General features: G+C 72.2%; 12 protein-coding genes. 9 read left to right on the top strand and 3 right to left on the bottom strand.

Features of this window, described 5'->3' with window-relative positions:
- Window positions 1–59: 59 nt before the first annotated feature.
- Window positions 60–2075 carry an NADPH-dependent 2,4-dienoyl-CoA reductase gene (locus AB0J02_RS12020; RefSeq protein WP_363193497.1) on the bottom strand — a complete coding sequence of 672 codons (2016 nt, stop codon included), beginning with the start codon at window positions 2073–2075 and terminating at the stop codon, window positions 60–62.
- 166 nt (window positions 2076–2241) lie between these two features.
- Window positions 2242–2511 carry a hypothetical protein gene (locus AB0J02_RS12015; RefSeq protein WP_363193496.1) on the bottom strand — a complete coding sequence of 90 codons (270 nt, stop codon included), beginning with the start codon at window positions 2509–2511 and terminating at the stop codon, window positions 2242–2244.
- 91 nt (window positions 2512–2602) lie between these two features.
- Here AB0J02_RS12015 and AB0J02_RS12010 point away from each other — a divergent pair, with 91 nt between their 5' ends.
- Window positions 2603–3052 (top strand): MarR family winged helix-turn-helix transcriptional regulator, encoded by a 450-nt coding sequence (locus tag AB0J02_RS12010; RefSeq protein ID WP_363193495.1) that lies wholly within the window; start codon window positions 2603–2605, stop codon window positions 3050–3052.
- A gap of 46 nt (window positions 3053–3098) precedes the next feature.
- On the opposite strand, the gene AB0J02_RS12005 is transcribed toward AB0J02_RS12010, so the two are convergent.
- Complete coding sequence (locus AB0J02_RS12005; RefSeq protein ID WP_363193494.1) at window positions 3099–3833, bottom strand: GNAT family N-acetyltransferase; 735 nt, start codon at window positions 3831–3833, stop codon at window positions 3099–3101.
- 218 nt (window positions 3834–4051) lie between these two features.
- On the opposite strand from AB0J02_RS12005, the gene def reads away from it, so the two are divergent.
- The 8 genes from def (at window position 4052) to AB0J02_RS11965 (ending at window position 13913) form a co-directional block, all read left to right on the top strand.
- On the top strand, window positions 4052–4699 hold the full coding sequence (gene def, locus AB0J02_RS12000; RefSeq protein ID WP_363193493.1) for a peptide deformylase: 648 nt from the start codon (window positions 4052–4054) through the stop codon (window positions 4697–4699).
- Window positions 4700–4909: 210 nt separating this feature from the next.
- Window positions 4910–6010, top strand: a complete 1101-nt coding sequence (locus AB0J02_RS11995; RefSeq protein ID WP_363193492.1) for a LacI family DNA-binding transcriptional regulator — start codon at window positions 4910–4912, stop codon at window positions 6008–6010.
- 69 nt (window positions 6011–6079) lie between these two features.
- Complete coding sequence (locus AB0J02_RS11990) at window positions 6080–7678, top strand: FAD-dependent oxidoreductase (protein WP_363193491.1); 1599 nt, start codon at window positions 6080–6082, stop codon at window positions 7676–7678.
- A gap of 92 nt (window positions 7679–7770) precedes the next feature.
- Window positions 7771–9903, top strand: coding sequence for a hydantoinase/oxoprolinase family protein (locus tag AB0J02_RS11985; protein ID WP_363193490.1), 2133 nt, complete (start codon window positions 7771–7773; stop codon window positions 9901–9903).
- The gene (locus AB0J02_RS11980; protein WP_363193489.1) at window positions 9900–10451 is read left to right on the top strand and encodes a hypothetical protein; all 552 of its coding nucleotides are present in this window, start codon (window positions 9900–9902) and stop codon (window positions 10449–10451) included. The genes AB0J02_RS11985 and AB0J02_RS11980 overlap by 4 nt, the downstream gene beginning before the upstream one ends.
- Window positions 10452–10454: 3 nt before the next feature.
- On the top strand, window positions 10455–11741 hold the full coding sequence (locus tag AB0J02_RS11975; protein WP_363193488.1) for a transporter: 1287 nt from the start codon (window positions 10455–10457) through the stop codon (window positions 11739–11741).
- A gap of 36 nt (window positions 11742–11777) precedes the next feature.
- Window positions 11778–12782, top strand: a complete 1005-nt coding sequence (locus AB0J02_RS11970) for a twin-arginine translocation signal domain-containing protein (protein ID WP_363193487.1) — start codon at window positions 11778–11780, stop codon at window positions 12780–12782.
- Window positions 12783–13100: 318 nt separating this feature from the next.
- Window positions 13101–13913, top strand: coding sequence for a class I SAM-dependent methyltransferase (locus AB0J02_RS11965; RefSeq protein WP_363193486.1), 813 nt, complete (start codon window positions 13101–13103; stop codon window positions 13911–13913).
- The last annotated feature ends 43 nt before the right edge of the window (window positions 13914–13956 follow it).

The following is a 13956-nucleotide window of genomic DNA, read 5'->3' as shown; positions in this document are numbered from 1 at the left end:
AGGACAGGCTCGGCGGGTGGCCACGCGGCCGGCGGGCCCGGCCACGTGACCACCCGGTCTCAGAGGGCCGCGGCGACCTCGGTGCCCTGCTTGATGGCACGCTTCGCGTCCAGTTCGGCCGCTACGTCGGCGCCGCCGATCAGGTGCGGGGCGCGGCCCGCGGCGACCAGGTCGTCGTAGAGGGAACGCCTGGACTCCTGGCCCGCGCAGAGGACCACCGTGTCGACGGGGAGCAGCGACCGCTCGCCGTCGACGGTGATGTGCAGGCCCGCGTCGTCGATCCGGTCGTATGTGGCGCCCGCGACCATCGTGACGCCGCGGTGGCGCAGTTCGGTGCGGTGGATCCAGCCGGTGGTCTTGCCGAGCCCGGCGCCGACCTTGGACGTCTTGCGCTGGACGAGGTGCACCTGGCGCGGCGGGGCGGGCCGCTCGGCGCGCTTGAGTCCGCCGCGGTCGGCGTAGTCCATGTCGACGCCCCACAGGCGGAAGTACGTCGCCGGGTCCTGGCTCGCCTTCTCGCCGCCGTCGGTGAGGTACTCGGCGACGTCGAAGCCGATGCCGCCCGCGCCGATGACGGCGACGCGGTCGCCGACGGGCGCGCCGTCGCGCAGCACGTCCAGGTAGCCGACGACGCTGGGGTGGTCGACACCGTCGATGGCCGGGGTGCGCGGGCTGACGCCGGTGGCGACGACGACCTCGTCGTAGGTGTCGAGGTCGGCGGCTTCGACGAAGGTGTTCAACTCGACGGTGACGCCGTGCAGTTCGAGCTGCGCGCGGAAGTAGCGCAGCGTCTCGTCGAACTCCTCCTTGCCGGGGACCTTGCGGGCGACGTTCAGCTGGCCGCCGATCTGCCCGGCGCCGTCGAAGAGGGTGACGTCGTGCCCGCGCTCGGCGGCGGACACGGCACAGGCGAGCCCGGCGGGTCCGGCGCCGACGACGGCGACGCGCTTGCGGACCCTGGTGGGCGACAGGACGAGTTCGGTCTCGTGGCAGGCGCGCGGGTTGACGAGGCAGGAGGTGATCTTGCCGCTGAAGGTGTGGTCGAGGCAGGCCTGGTTGCAGCCGATGCAGGTGTTGATCGCCTCGGAGCGGCCGGCGGCGGCCTTGTTCACGAAGTCCGGGTCGGCGAGCATCGGACGCGCGAGGGAGACCATGTCGGCGGCGCCGTCGGCGAGCAACTCCTCGGCGAGTTCCGGGGTGTTGATGCGGTTGGTGGTGACGAGCGGGATGGACACCTCGCCCATCACCTTCTTGGTGACCCAGGTGTACGCGCCGCGCGGTACGGAGGTCGCGATGGTGGGGATGCGGGCCTCGTGCCAGCCGACGCCGGTGTTGATGATGGTGGCGCCCGCCGCCTCGATCTCCTTGGCGAGCCGCACCACTTCTTCCAGCGTCGAGCCGCCGGGCACCAGGTCCAGCATGGACAGCCGGTAGATGACGATGAAGTCGGGGCCCACGCGTTCGCGTACGCGGCGGACGATCTCGACGGGGAAGCGGACGCGGTTCTCGTACGAGCCGCCCCAGCGGTCGGTGCGCTGGTTGGTGTGGGCGACGATGAACTCGTTGATGAGGTAGCCCTCGGAGCCCATCACCTCGACACCGTCGTAGCCCGCCGCCTTGGCGAGTTCGGCGGCCCGCGCGAAGTCCTCGATGGTCCGCTCGACGTCGGCGTCACTCAGCTCGTTGGGAACGAACGGGCTGATGGGCGCCTGGATCGGGCTCGGAGCGACGAGGTTCTCGTGGTAGGCGTAGCGGCCGAAGTGCAGGATCTGCATGGCGATCCTGCCGCCCGCCGCGTGCACGGCGTCGGTGACCTCGCGGTGCTGCCCGGCCTCCGCGTCGGTGGTGAGTTTGGCGCCGCCGTCGTAGGGGCGCCCGGCCTCGTTGGGGGCGATGCCGCCGGTGACCATGAGGCCGACGCCGCCGCGGGCGCGGGTCGCGTAGAACTCGGCCATGCGTGCGAAGCCGTTCTGCGCCTCCTCCAGGCCCACGTGCATCGAGCCCATCAGGACGCGGTTGGGCAGGGTGGTGAAGCCCAGGTCGAGCGGGGCGAGCAGGTGCGGGTATCGGGTCATGGGGCCCTCCGTGCGCGGCGAACGTCGTCACTGTTGTAGACGACCGCGAGCTCCTTGTGCAACAAGTTGCAAAAGAGAGTTGCGCCACGCAGGCAAGCCTTACCAGCCCGTTGGCGAGGGCCCGTCGCCCGTCTCCCGAAGGCCTGCGACCCGACCTCCCATGGGCCTACCGCTCGTCGGCGACCTCGGCCACCCATCCGTACGGCAGCTCCTCACCGTCGATGGTCACCGCCTCCACGGTGTGCGTGCGCGGATCGATGTCGGCCTGCATCCCCTCGCCCTCGTAGCGCGGATAACCGCTCTCGCCGACGGCGCCGGTGGCGGCCACGGGCACGGACCGCAACGGGTTGCCGTGATCGGGGCGGCCCTCGGCATCGGTGAGGCGGGGCTTGAGGACGACGGTGTACCGGGCGGGCACCTCGGGCGTATGACTCATGTTCCGGAGGCTAGTGCGCGACACCTGACCCCGCCCGCTGTCCGGCCCTGGGTTGTAGAGTGCAACAAGCGCTTCGGAAAGGAACCCGCACGTGGCAGAGCCCGACCCTCCGGCCAACCGCGAGTCGGCCGTCGAGACCATCCAGCGGGAACTGACGTCCTTCGCCCGGCGGGCCAGGGCGACGGCGGCCCGCATGCACCCCGAGCTGTCGCTCGTCTCGTACACCCTGCTCAGCCATCTCGACGAGCGGGGCGGCTGCCGCGCCACGGACCTCGCCGCGCACTACGCGCTGGACAAGTCCACGGTCAGCCGGCAGGTCGCCGCCCTGGAGCGGGCCGGTCTCGTGATGCGGCGCGTCGACCCGGACGACCACCGCGTCCAGGTCCTGCTCCCCACCCCGGCGGGGGCGGAGATCCTCGCGCAGGTCACCGTCAGCCGCCGGCAGATCTTCGGGGAGCGGCTCGCGGACTGGCCCGCCGAGGACCTGGCGCGGTTCGCCGCGTACCTCACGCGCTACAACGAGTCCTCACACGACGACTGAACCCTTCGGACGTGACGTCCCACTCCTAAAGGCAACGGCATCGCCTTTAGGCGTGCGCCAGGAGTTCGGGCACTCGGGCGGCCCGGAACCGGGTCGTGCGGCGCAGCTGGAAGCCCAGCGACCCGTAGAGCCGGATCGCGTTCGCGTTGCCCGCGCCGGTGTGCAGGAACGGGGTCTCGCCGCGCTCTCTGATCCCGGCGGCGACGGCCCGTACGAGACGGCCCGCGAGGCCCTGGCCGCGCTGGTCGGCGTCGGTGCACACGGCGCTGATCTCGGTCCAGCCCGGCGGGTGCAGCCGCTCCCCCGCCATCGCGACGAGGACGCCCCCGCGCCGGATGCCGAGGTAGGTGCCGAGCTCGATCGTGCGCGGCAGGAACGGGCCCGGCCGGGTGCGCTCCACCAGGTCCAGCATCTCCGGCACGTCCGCCGGGGTGAGCCGGACCGCCTCGGGGTCGTGCGCCGCGTCCACCCGCACGTCGACGAGTTGCACGCCCGGGATGTCCTGCGTCAGCTCCCAGCCCTCCGGCAGGGTCCGGGTCGTGCCCGGCAGCGGCACCTCCGCGCCCGGCCCGGCGAACGCGGCGAGGTCCGCCCAGTCCTCGGGCCCCGGATCATCGGGCAGCGCCAGCCACGGCGAGACGTCGAGGGGGTAGCGCAGCACCCGGCCGCGCCGCTCGGCGAGATGAGCGTGCGGCCCGGTCAGCGCGGCGTACGCCGGGTTGTCGAGCGGATGGGCGGGCGTGCGTCGGCGCCCGCCCCCGGTGAGTTGCGTCTCGGTCATCCGGACCCTTCTCTCGTGACTCGGCCCGGGCTTCTCCCGGGCTGCGCGCCAGGCCGGCCGTGCCGCGCGCCGCGCGCCGCACCATGAAACCCGCAGGTCAGGGCCGTCATTCCCGGGCACGCACAGTGTTCATGAGGTCGCAACACGTTCATATGAACGCAATGAGCCCGTACGGTTCCGCGTTGCCCGGCGGTGATCGTCGTTGGCATGCTGGCGCGATGCCGACCACGCCACTGACCGACCGCGTCGAAGCCCTGCTCGCCGACGCGGCCACGCTGCCGATCGTCGCCGCGGGCGATCCCGTCCTGCGCCGCCCCGCCGAGCCGTTCGACGGGCAGCTCTCCGACACCCTGCTGGCCCGGCTGATCGAGGCGATGCGGGTCACGATGCACGCGGCGCCCGGCGTGGGCCTGGCCGCGCCGCAGATCGGCCTGCCGCTGCGGCTCGCGGTCATCGAGGACGCGGCGACCGTGCCGGAGGAGGTGCGCGCCGCGCGTGGCCGCGTCCCGCAGCCGTTCCGGGTGCTGATCAATCCGTCGTACGAGGACGCGAGCGGGCGCCGAGTCGGCTTCTACGAGGGCTGCTTGAGTGTGCCGGGTTACCAGGCCGTGGTCGCCCGGCACGAGCGGGTGCGGCTGCGCGCCCTCGACGAGCGGGGGCGCCCGGTGGACGAGGAGGTCGCCGGCTGGCCCGCGCGGATCGTCCAGCACGAGACGGACCACCTCGACGGCACGCTGTACCTGGACCGCGCCGAACTGCGCTCGCTGTCCTCCACGCAGTCGCAGTCGGCGGTGGAACGCTGGGCGCAGCCCACTCCCCGACTGGCCGCCCAAAGGCTGGGGTTCACCCTTCCGGAATCCGACTGACCGTCGACCCAACTGCGGCAAGTCACCCTTGACGGCGGCGAGTCGACCCGGCCCGGCGGAAGGCGCGTTGCCCTCCAGGCCCGGAGACCGGGCGTCGACCGGAAAGTCGTGTCACGACCCTTGACGCCATCCCGTGGCTGCCCCCACAGTGCTCGTTAATGCGCATTAGTAATGCGCATAAACAACGGGGCGGACAAGGGAGCGGCAGGCGTGGAACAACCGAGGAAGCGGGCGAAGCCCGGGCGCAGCCCGGCGCCCGCGGGCCGTACGTCGCGGCCCCGGCAGGCCGAGGTGGCCCGGCTCGCCGGGGTGTCGCAGGCGACCGTGTCACTGGTCCTGTCGGCGCGCGGCGACGGCAAGGGGCCGACGATCTCCGACGAGACCCGGCAGCGGGTCCTCGACGCGGCCCGCAGCCTCGGCTATGTCCCCGATCCGGCCGCCCGCCGGCTCGCGGCCGCCCGGAACAACCTGCTCGGCGTCTTCAGCTTCACCGCGACGTTCCCGACCGACGTGCAGCACTCCTACTACCCGTTCCTGGTGGGCGTGGAGCAGGAAGCGGCCGCGCGCGGCTACGACCTGGTGCTGTTCACCGGTTCGAGCAGCGGCGGGGCGGGCGCCACGGGCCCGGACGCGCTCGGTCGCGTACGGCTCGCGGACGGCTGCCTCTTCCTCGGCCGGCACGTGCCGCGCGCCGAACTGAAGCGGCTCGTCGCCGACGGGTATCCGGTCGTGCACCTGGGCCGCCGCGAGGAGCTGGAAGGCCTCGCCTGGGTCGGCGCCGACTATGTGAGCGCGAGCCGTGAAGTCGCCACGCATCTGGCCGGATTGGGGCACCATCGCATCGTTCTCGTACGCGAGGACGACGATGCTCCCGCTTCGACGGACCGCCAGCAGGGCTTCCTCGAAGGCCTCGCCGCGGCGGGCGTCGCGGACGGCCCCGACGCGGTACTGCGCTGCGCCGATCCGGGGCACGACATCACGCCGGAGCGCGTACGGGCCCTGGTCGCCGAAGGGGTGACGGCGTTCGTGGCCGAGGAGACGGACACCGGTGCCGCCTGGCGCGCGCTGAGCGCGGCCGTCCAGGAGGCCGGGCTCTCGTGCCCGGGGGACGTCTCCCTCGGGCTCCTCGGCAGCCCGCCCGCGGACCTGGCCGGGGGGCCGGTGCCGATGGGCTTCGACATCCCCCGGCACCGGCTGGGCGCGGCGGCCGTACGGCTGCTCGCCGCGCTGGTGGCCGGCGAGCAGGCGGACGAGCCGCTGGTGGCGTGCGAGTTCCGGAGCGGGTACACGGCGGCGGCGCCGAGCACCTGAGCACGTAAGGCAGCAACCCTCAACACGACACGAACACACGGCAGTTCAGGCACGACCCCAAGGAGCACAGTGATACCCGAACCGGACATCCTCATCGTCGGCGGCGGCCTCGGCGGGGTCGCCGCGGCACTCGCCGCCTGCCGTGCGGGGCGACGGGTCGTGATGACCGAGGAGACCGACTGGATCGGCGGCCAGCTCACGGCGCAGGCCGTGCCGCCGGACGAGCACCCTTGGGTGGAGCGGTTCGGCACGACGGCGACGTACCGGGCGCTGCGCGAAGGCATCCGCGCCTACTACCGGCAGTGGTATCCGATGCGGAGCGAGGCCCTCGGGCTCACGGACCTCAACCCCGGCGCCGGGCGCGTCAGCAAGCTCTGTCACGAGCCGCGCGTCGCCCTCGCCGTCCTGGAGGCGATGCTGGCGCCGCACCGGGCCTCCGGACTGCTGACCGTCCTGACCGGGCACCGGGCCGTGTCCGCCGAGTGCGACAACGATGTCATCTCCTCCGTCGCCGTGCGCGACCTGCGGGACGGAACGCTGCGCACCCTCACCGCCCGCTACGTCGTCGACGCCACGGAGACCGGTGAGCTGCTCGCCCTCGCCGACGTGGAACACGCCAACGGCGCCGAATCGCAAGGGGAGTTCGGGGAGCCGCACGCGCCCGCCGAGGCGCGGCCGGACAACCAGCAGGGCATCACGGTGTGCTTCGCGCTCTCGCACCACCAGGGCGAGGACCACACGATCGACCGGCCCGAGGACTACGACTTCTGGCGCTCGTACCGGCCCGATTTCTGGCCGGGCCCGCTGCTCGGCTTCGAGGCGCCGGACCCGCGGTCCCTGGAACCCGTGCCGCGCACGTTCGTACCGAACCCGGATCTGGATCCTCTCGCCGTCAGCGCGGACCAGAGCGCGGACGCCGGGGACAAGGAACTGTGGGGTTTCCGCCGGATCCTGGCGCGGGGGATGCACCGGCCGGGCTCGTTCGACTCGGACATCACGCTCGTCAACTGGCCTTTGAACGACTACTGGTTGAAGCCGTACATCGGTCAGGAGGCGGAAGCGCTGCGGGAGGCGCGGCAGTTGTCGCTCTCCGTCCTGTACTGGCTGCAGACCGAGGCCCCGCGCGCCGACGGCGGCACCGGCTTCCCGGGGCTGCGCATCCGGCCGGACGTGACCGGCACCGCGGACGGCCTCGCCAAGTCGGCGTACGTGCGCGAGTCGCGCCGGATCAAGGCGGTGACGACCGTCGTGGAGCAGGACGTCGCCATCGACGTCGTCGGCCCCTACGGCCGGACCCGCTACCGAGACTCGGTCGGTGTCGGCGGCTACCGGATCGACCTGCACCCCTCCACCGGCGGCGACTCGTACATCGACATCGGTTCGGTGCCGTTCGAGATCCCGCTGGGCGCGCTCGTGCCCCGGCGGGTGCGCAATCTGCTGCCGGCCGGCAAGAACATCGGCACCACCCACATCACCAACGGCTGCTACCGGCTGCACCCCGTCGAGTGGAACATCGGCGAGGTCGCGGGCGCGCTCGCGGCGCACTGCCTCGCCGAAGGCCTGGAGCCGCGGCAGGTGCAGGCCGAGGACAAGCGGTTCGAGGAGTTCGGACGGCTCCTCGACCGGTCGGGCGTGCAACGGCAGTGGCCCGACGTCCGCGGCTACTGACTCCCCCGCTCTCCCCGCCCCCCACGCCTTCAGCAACGTACGCAGGTCAACCAAGGTCAAACACCCGTCAACGCACAAGGAGGTGCCCTGACATGACCCCTGACCGTCGCATCCGCGTCGGCATCGACGTGGGCGGCACGTTCACGGACGCCGTGGCGGTCGACGCCGCGACGCTCGCCCTCGTGGGCCAGGTGAAAGTGCCCACGAGCCATCACCACGAGGACGGTGTCGCGCACGGCATCGTCGAGGCGCTCGAACGGCTCCTGGAACAGGTCGGCCGGACCGCGGACGACGTCACGTTCCTCGCGCACGGTACGACCCAGGCCACGAACGCCCTGCTGGAGGGCGACGTGGCGAAGGTGGGGCTGATCGGGATCGGCGGCGGCGCGGGAGCGGTGTTCACGCGCCGGCTCGCCGCGCTCGGCAAGCTCGAACTCACCCCGGGCAGGAGCCTGCCGCTCGCGTACGAGCATGTAGCCGACCCGTTCGACGCCGATGCCGTCCATGCCGCGGTCGTACGGGTGCGGGCCGAGGGGGCTCAAGTCCTCGTCGCCACCGAGCCGTTCGGAGTGGACCGGCCCGAGGGCGAACAGGCCGTGCTCGACGCCGCCCGGCCGACGGGACTGCCCGTGGCGGCGGCCCACGAGATCACCTCGCTGTACGGACTGCAGAAGCGGACGCGGACGGCCGTGGTGAACGCGGCGATCCTGCCGCGGATGCTGGCGACGGCCGATCTCGTCGACGCGTCGATCACCAAGGCCGGGGTGACGGCGCCCCTGATGGTGATGCGCTGCGACGGCGGCGTCATGTCGCTGGACGAGATGCGCCGCCGCCCGCTGCTGACGGTCCTGTCGGGGCCGGCGGCGGGCGTCGCCGGCGCGCTGATGCGGGAACGGATCAGCGAGGGAGTGTTCCTGGAGACCGGCGGCACATCGACGGACGTCAGCGTGGTGCGGCGCGGCAAGGTGGCGGTGCGGCACGCGACGATCCTCGGCAGGACGTCGTATCTCAACGCGCTCGATGTACGGACCGTCGGCGTCGGCGGCGGGTCCATGGTGCGCCTCGGCGGGGGCCGGGTGGTGGGGGTCGGGCCGCGCAGCGCGCACATCGCGGGACTGCCGTACGCCTGTTTCGCCTCGCTGGAGGAACTGCGGGACGCGCGGGTCGTGACGGTGCGCCCGATGGACGGCGACCCCGAGGACCATGTGGTCCTCGACGCCGCGGGCGGCCGGTTCGCCGTGACGATGACGTGCGCGGCGAACGCGCTGGGCCGGGTGCCGGAGGGCGACTTCGCGCGCTGCGACCAGGAGGTGGCCCGGGCCGCTCTGGCCCCGCTGGCCGCCACTCTCGGAACCGATGTGGCCGGTGCGGCGCGCGCCGTCCTCGACGCGGGTACCGCTCAGGTGAAGACGGTCGTGGACGCGATGGTCCGGGAGTACCGGCTCGACCGCGACACGGCCGTCCTCGTCGGCGGCGGTGGCGGAGCGGCCGCGGTGACCCCGCACCTGGCGGCGGACACGGGGCTCGAAGGGCGGATCGCCCGGCACAGCGAGGTGATCAGCCCGATCGGCGTCGCCCTCGCGCTCGTCCGGGAGCAGGTCGAACGCATCATCCCCGGAGCCACCCAGGAACAGATCCTCGCGGTGCGTGCCGAGGCCGAACGGGCGGTGGTCGCGCAGGGCGCGGCAGCCGACGGCGTCGAGGTGGAGGTGACGGTCGACCCGCAGACCAGCACGGTGCGGGCCGTCGCCACCGGGGCGACCGAACTGCGCACACAGGACCGGACGCACCGCGCGGACGACGCGGAGCGGCTGCGGGCGGCCGCGGCGAGCCTGAAGGCGCGCGAGGAGCGGGTCCGTGTGCTGGCGGGCACGGACGCGTACACCGTGTACGGCACCGAGGTGCGGCGCAGACTGCGCGCGGACCGGCGGCCGGTGCGGGTGGTGGACGCCGACGGTGTGGTGCGGCTCGGGGTGTCCGACGCGCGAGTGGAGACGACGACGGTGGGCGCGGCCGGTGAGGCGCTCGCGTCGCTGGTGCGGGACACCACGTCGTACGGCGACGGCGGCATGCGGGCGCCCGCGGTGCGGCTCCTGGTCGGCGGGCGGATCGCGGATCTGTCCGGCGTCCTCGAACCGGATGCCCTGCTGGCCCTGGCCCGCAGTGAGTTGCGCTCACGCGGCGCCGACGAGCCGGTGGTCGCCGTCGTGGAGTCCCGCACATGAGCGCCGACCACGACCTGGACCTCGCGGTGCGCCTCCTCGCGGGGACCCCCACGCACGAGCACCGCGATCCCCTGACGCTCCGTCAATGGGCATTAGCGGCACAGGACTTCGGGGCGTGCATGACGCCGGATCCGGTGCCTGTCCGGGTCATCGAGCGGGACGACGGGCTCGCCGCCGGACTGCTCGCGCGCTACCGGTCGAGACCGCCCGTCGTCGAGGTGTACGTCGACACGCTCGCCCGCGCCGAACAGCTCGTCGTCGAGCGCGGCTGGCGCCACTGGTTCCCCGAGGGGTCGGTGCGGGCCGCGGCGCTCGCGCACGAACAGGCCCACGCCTGGCTGCACCACGCCCACGTCCGGGCCGAGTTCAAGCGGGCACTCGGCCACACGGCGCTGCGCATCGGCCGGCGCCGCGTGTACGCCCATGTCGCGGGCGCCGACGAACTCGCGGCGCACGCCTACGCCCGCGCCGCCTGCGGCCTGGGCCGCAGTCCCCTGCTGCTCACGGAGGCGCTGGCCGCCGCCGCGTATCCCGAAAGCGAGAAGTGACCCATGGGTGTCGTCATTCTGCTCGTCATGGCGGCCGGTGTGGCCGCCATGCTCAGCCGCAAGCTGCCCACGGCGTTCGCGCTCGTGCTGCTGGCCGTGGTCATCGCGTTCGTCTCGGGGGCGCCGCTGACCGGCAAGGAGAGCGTCCTCGACACGGTGCTCCAGGAGGGCGCGCCCGCGCTGGCCGCGACGATGATCGCGATCCTGCTCGGCTCGTGGCTCGGCAAACTCCTGGAGGAGACCGGTATCGCGGGCACCCTGGTCCGCAAGATCGTCGAGTTCGGCGGCGACCGGCCGGTGTTCGTCGCGCTGGGTGTGCTCGCGGTGTCGGCGCTGGTGGGCACGGTGACGGGTTCGGCGCCCGCGGCGATGCTCGCCGGGCTGATCGGCATCCCGGCGATGATCGCGGTGGGCATTCCGAAGGTGACGGCCGCGGGGACGATCCTGATGGGCATCGCGGTGGGCATCCCGTTCGAGCTGCCGGTGTGGCAGTTCTTCTCCACGGCCCTCGAACTGCCGGTGGACACGGTGCGCGGCTTCATGGTGAAGCTGTTCCCGTTCGCGCTGGTCGCGGCGGTCGCGTACGTCCTGATCGAGTCGCGGCGCCGAGGTGTGGAGCACACGTGGTCGCTCAAGTCGGTCCAGGACAGGCCCACTTCACCCAGTCGCCGCAAGCTCCTCGGCGATGCCCCGTGGTACGCGCTGCTCACCCCGGTGATCCCGCTGGTCCTGGCCCTCGGCTTCGAACTGGCCATCATTCCCTCCCTGCTGGCGGGTGTGCTGTACGCGCTGGTGACGACGACGCGGCCGCGCGACATGAACCGGCGGCTGCTGCGCACGCTGTACGGCGGCTTCGAGGTGGCGGCGCCGCCCATCACGCTGTTCGTGGCGATCGGCATCCTGCTCGCCGCGGTGAAGCTGCCCGGCGCGGTCGACGCGCTGGAACCCCTCGTCAAGGCCGTCAGCCCGCAGAACGCGGTGCTGTTCGTCCTGGTCTTCACGCTGCTGGTGCCGCTGTGCCTGTACCGGGGGCCGCTGAACGTCTTCGGTCTCGGCGCGGGCATCGCGGGCGTCCTGATCGCCACCGGCATCTACCCGGCCGTCGCCGTCCTCGGCATGGCCACCTCGTACAACCAGGTCTTCGGCGTCGCCGACCCGACCAGCACCCAGACGGTGTGGAGCGCCCAGTACGCGGGGGTCTCTCCCCAGCAGGTGATGGTCAGGACGCTGCCCTACGTGTGGGCGGTGGCGCTCGGCGGGCTGTGCGTCACAGCGGCCACCTACCTCTGAACTCCCTTAGCACACAACCGACTTCAGGAGCCGATCATGCATGAGCCGCAATCCGGCCTGGACCGTCGTATGTTCCTGCGCACCAGTGCCGTCACCGGCGCCGCGCTCGCCCTCGGCGGGCTCCCGACGCCCTCCGCGTCGGCGGCGCCCGGCGGATTCCCCGACTACACCTACGTCCGCACACTGCTGACGCCGTCCCAGCTGAAGTACAACCCGACCGGCGAGATCATCTTCCCGACCGTACGCGGCGTGTACGACAAGTTGGCCTCCCCGCTGGGCCGTTACTACCTGTACTACGCGCCGCACGACGCGCCGGGCGGGATCTGCCTCGCGTACGGCGACTCACTGGAGGGCCCGTTCACGGAGTACCCGGCGAACCCGATCGTGTCGAACAAGTGGGACCCGCACTACTCGGTGAGCCATGTGTCGTCGCCGCACGTGCTGTGGAACGCGGACGCGAAGGAGTTCTGGCTGTACTTCCACGGGGAGAACACCACGACGCGCCTGGCCCGTTCCCAGGACGGCGTCCATTTCACGTACGACAAGGTCGTCCTGTCGACGTCGATGATGCCGTCGGGCACCACGGAGACCTCGTACGCCCGGGTCTTCCGGCACGATCTGCCGGCGCGCGGGGCGAAGTACGTGATGCTGTTCATGCTCAACAACACCACCAACCACCGTGACATCTGCTGGGGTTGGTCACCCGACGGCCGGACCTGGACCTTCGACGGGACGCCGCTCGTGCGCCACTCCGACGTCGGCGCGGTGAACGTCGGCGGCCCGCATCTGCTGACCCGGAACGGCTCCGCGTACGTCGTCTACAACAAGGACAAGGAGAGCGGCGGCGACCTCATGATCACCGAGGTGGGCACGGACTTCTCGCTCCGCAAGCATCTGGGCGTCTTCTACAACTCCCGCTCCGGGGCACCCGAGAACGGCCGCTCGGCGGCACCGTCGTTCGGCACGCAGGGCGGGGTGCCGTACATGGTGTACGAGGCGGGCGAGCGGCTCGCGGGCGCGATCGCGGTGGCGCGCGGATAGCGAGGGGGACGGATATCGCGCGGCAACGGCGGAACCACCGGAGCGATGGTCCCACCGCTGCCGTGCGCGGTGAGGTCGGGACACCAAGCGGGGTCTGGGCACGGCATCCCTTCCGCGCTGCCGGATGCGGGCGACGCGGCGATGACGGCGCGACTGGGCCCGTCTGCCGTGTGGCAGTTCTATCGCAGGATCGACGGGGACGGCAGGCTCGGACAGCGCGGAAACGCATGCGTTTTCCGGACTTTCTCATCCACAGGTAGTTATCCACAGAAACGCTTGTTCCCATAGTCGTCCACCGTTCCCCCGGGAGGAGACCAGATGACCCAGACAGCGTTCGACGCGGCCGAGCGGCATGCGTGGGCGGGACGCACCGACGCCTACGCCGACAGTTTCGGCAAACTCTGCGGGTATCCGGTACCCGAACTCCTTGATGCCGCCGGGGTACGGGAAGGCGTACGTGTTCTCGACGTGGGGACAGGGACGGGCGCGGCGGCCGTATCGGCGTACGCGCGCGGGGCGAAGGTCGCGGCCGTGGACGCCGAACCGGACATGGTGGCCCGGGCCGTGCAGGCAGTACCTGGGGCGGACGTACGGTACGCCCGTCTCCCCCACCTCCCCTTCGGCGACGGCGAGTTCGACGCGGTGGTCGGCAACTTCGTGCTCAACCATGTGGGCCGGCCCCGGGCAGCCCTGCGGGAACTGCGGCGGGTGACGCGTCCCGGCGGCCTGATCGCCGTGACGATCTGGCCCGGCTCGCCGACGGCCGGACAGGCTCTGCTGGGCAGGGCGGTCCAGGCGGCCGGTGCCTCTCGGCCCGCTCACCTTCCCGCGCTCGCTCCCGAGGAGGACTTCGCGCGCGACGAGGAGGGGCTCACCGCCCTGCTGGGCGAGGCGGGTCTTACGGATGCCGACTGCACCACCCTGGGTTGGGAGCACCGCACGACTCCCGAGGAGTGGTGGAGCGGCCCGGCCGCGGGAGTGGCGACCATCGGGCGGATCGTCACCGGCCAGTCCCCGGACGTGATCGCGCAGATCAAGCGGCACTTCGAGTCGCTGGCCGCGGAGTACGCGACCCCGAGCGGCGAACTGGTCCTGCCCCACACGGCCCTGCTCGCGTCGGGCCGGGCCTGAGCCCCCCATAATCCGCTGTTCCGGACGGTGTTCGTGCCCTACC

It is taken from the genome of Streptomyces sp. NPDC050264, from assembly GCF_040655895.1.
In the GTDB taxonomy this organism is placed as follows: domain Bacteria; phylum Actinomycetota; class Actinomycetes; order Streptomycetales; family Streptomycetaceae; genus Streptomyces.
Note: the sequence above shows the minus strand (reverse complement) of the source record. Positions and strands in the feature narration are given on the sequence as shown.

Coding starts and splice junctions, on each gene's coding strand:
- AB0J02_RS12005 (WP_363193494.1), bottom strand. CDS start 3,833: ATGACCGAGACGCAACTCACCGGGGGCGGGCGCCGACGCACGCCCGCC.
- AB0J02_RS11970 (WP_363193487.1), top strand. CDS start 11,778: ATGCATGAGCCGCAATCCGGCCTGGACCGTCGTATGTTCCTGCGCACC.
- AB0J02_RS11985 (WP_363193490.1), top strand. CDS start 7,771: ATGACCCCTGACCGTCGCATCCGCGTCGGCATCGACGTGGGCGGCACG.
- AB0J02_RS11980 (WP_363193489.1), top strand. CDS start 9,900: ATGAGCGCCGACCACGACCTGGACCTCGCGGTGCGCCTCCTCGCGGGG.
- AB0J02_RS12015 (WP_363193496.1), bottom strand. CDS start 2,511: ATGAGTCATACGCCCGAGGTGCCCGCCCGGTACACCGTCGTCCTCAAG.
- AB0J02_RS11975 (WP_363193488.1), top strand. CDS start 10,455: ATGGGTGTCGTCATTCTGCTCGTCATGGCGGCCGGTGTGGCCGCCATG.
- AB0J02_RS12020 (WP_363193497.1), bottom strand. CDS start 2,075: ATGACCCGATACCCGCACCTGCTCGCCCCGCTCGACCTGGGCTTCACC.
- def (WP_363193493.1), top strand. CDS start 4,052: ATGCCGACCACGCCACTGACCGACCGCGTCGAAGCCCTGCTCGCCGAC.
- AB0J02_RS11965 (WP_363193486.1), top strand. CDS start 13,101: ATGACCCAGACAGCGTTCGACGCGGCCGAGCGGCATGCGTGGGCGGGA.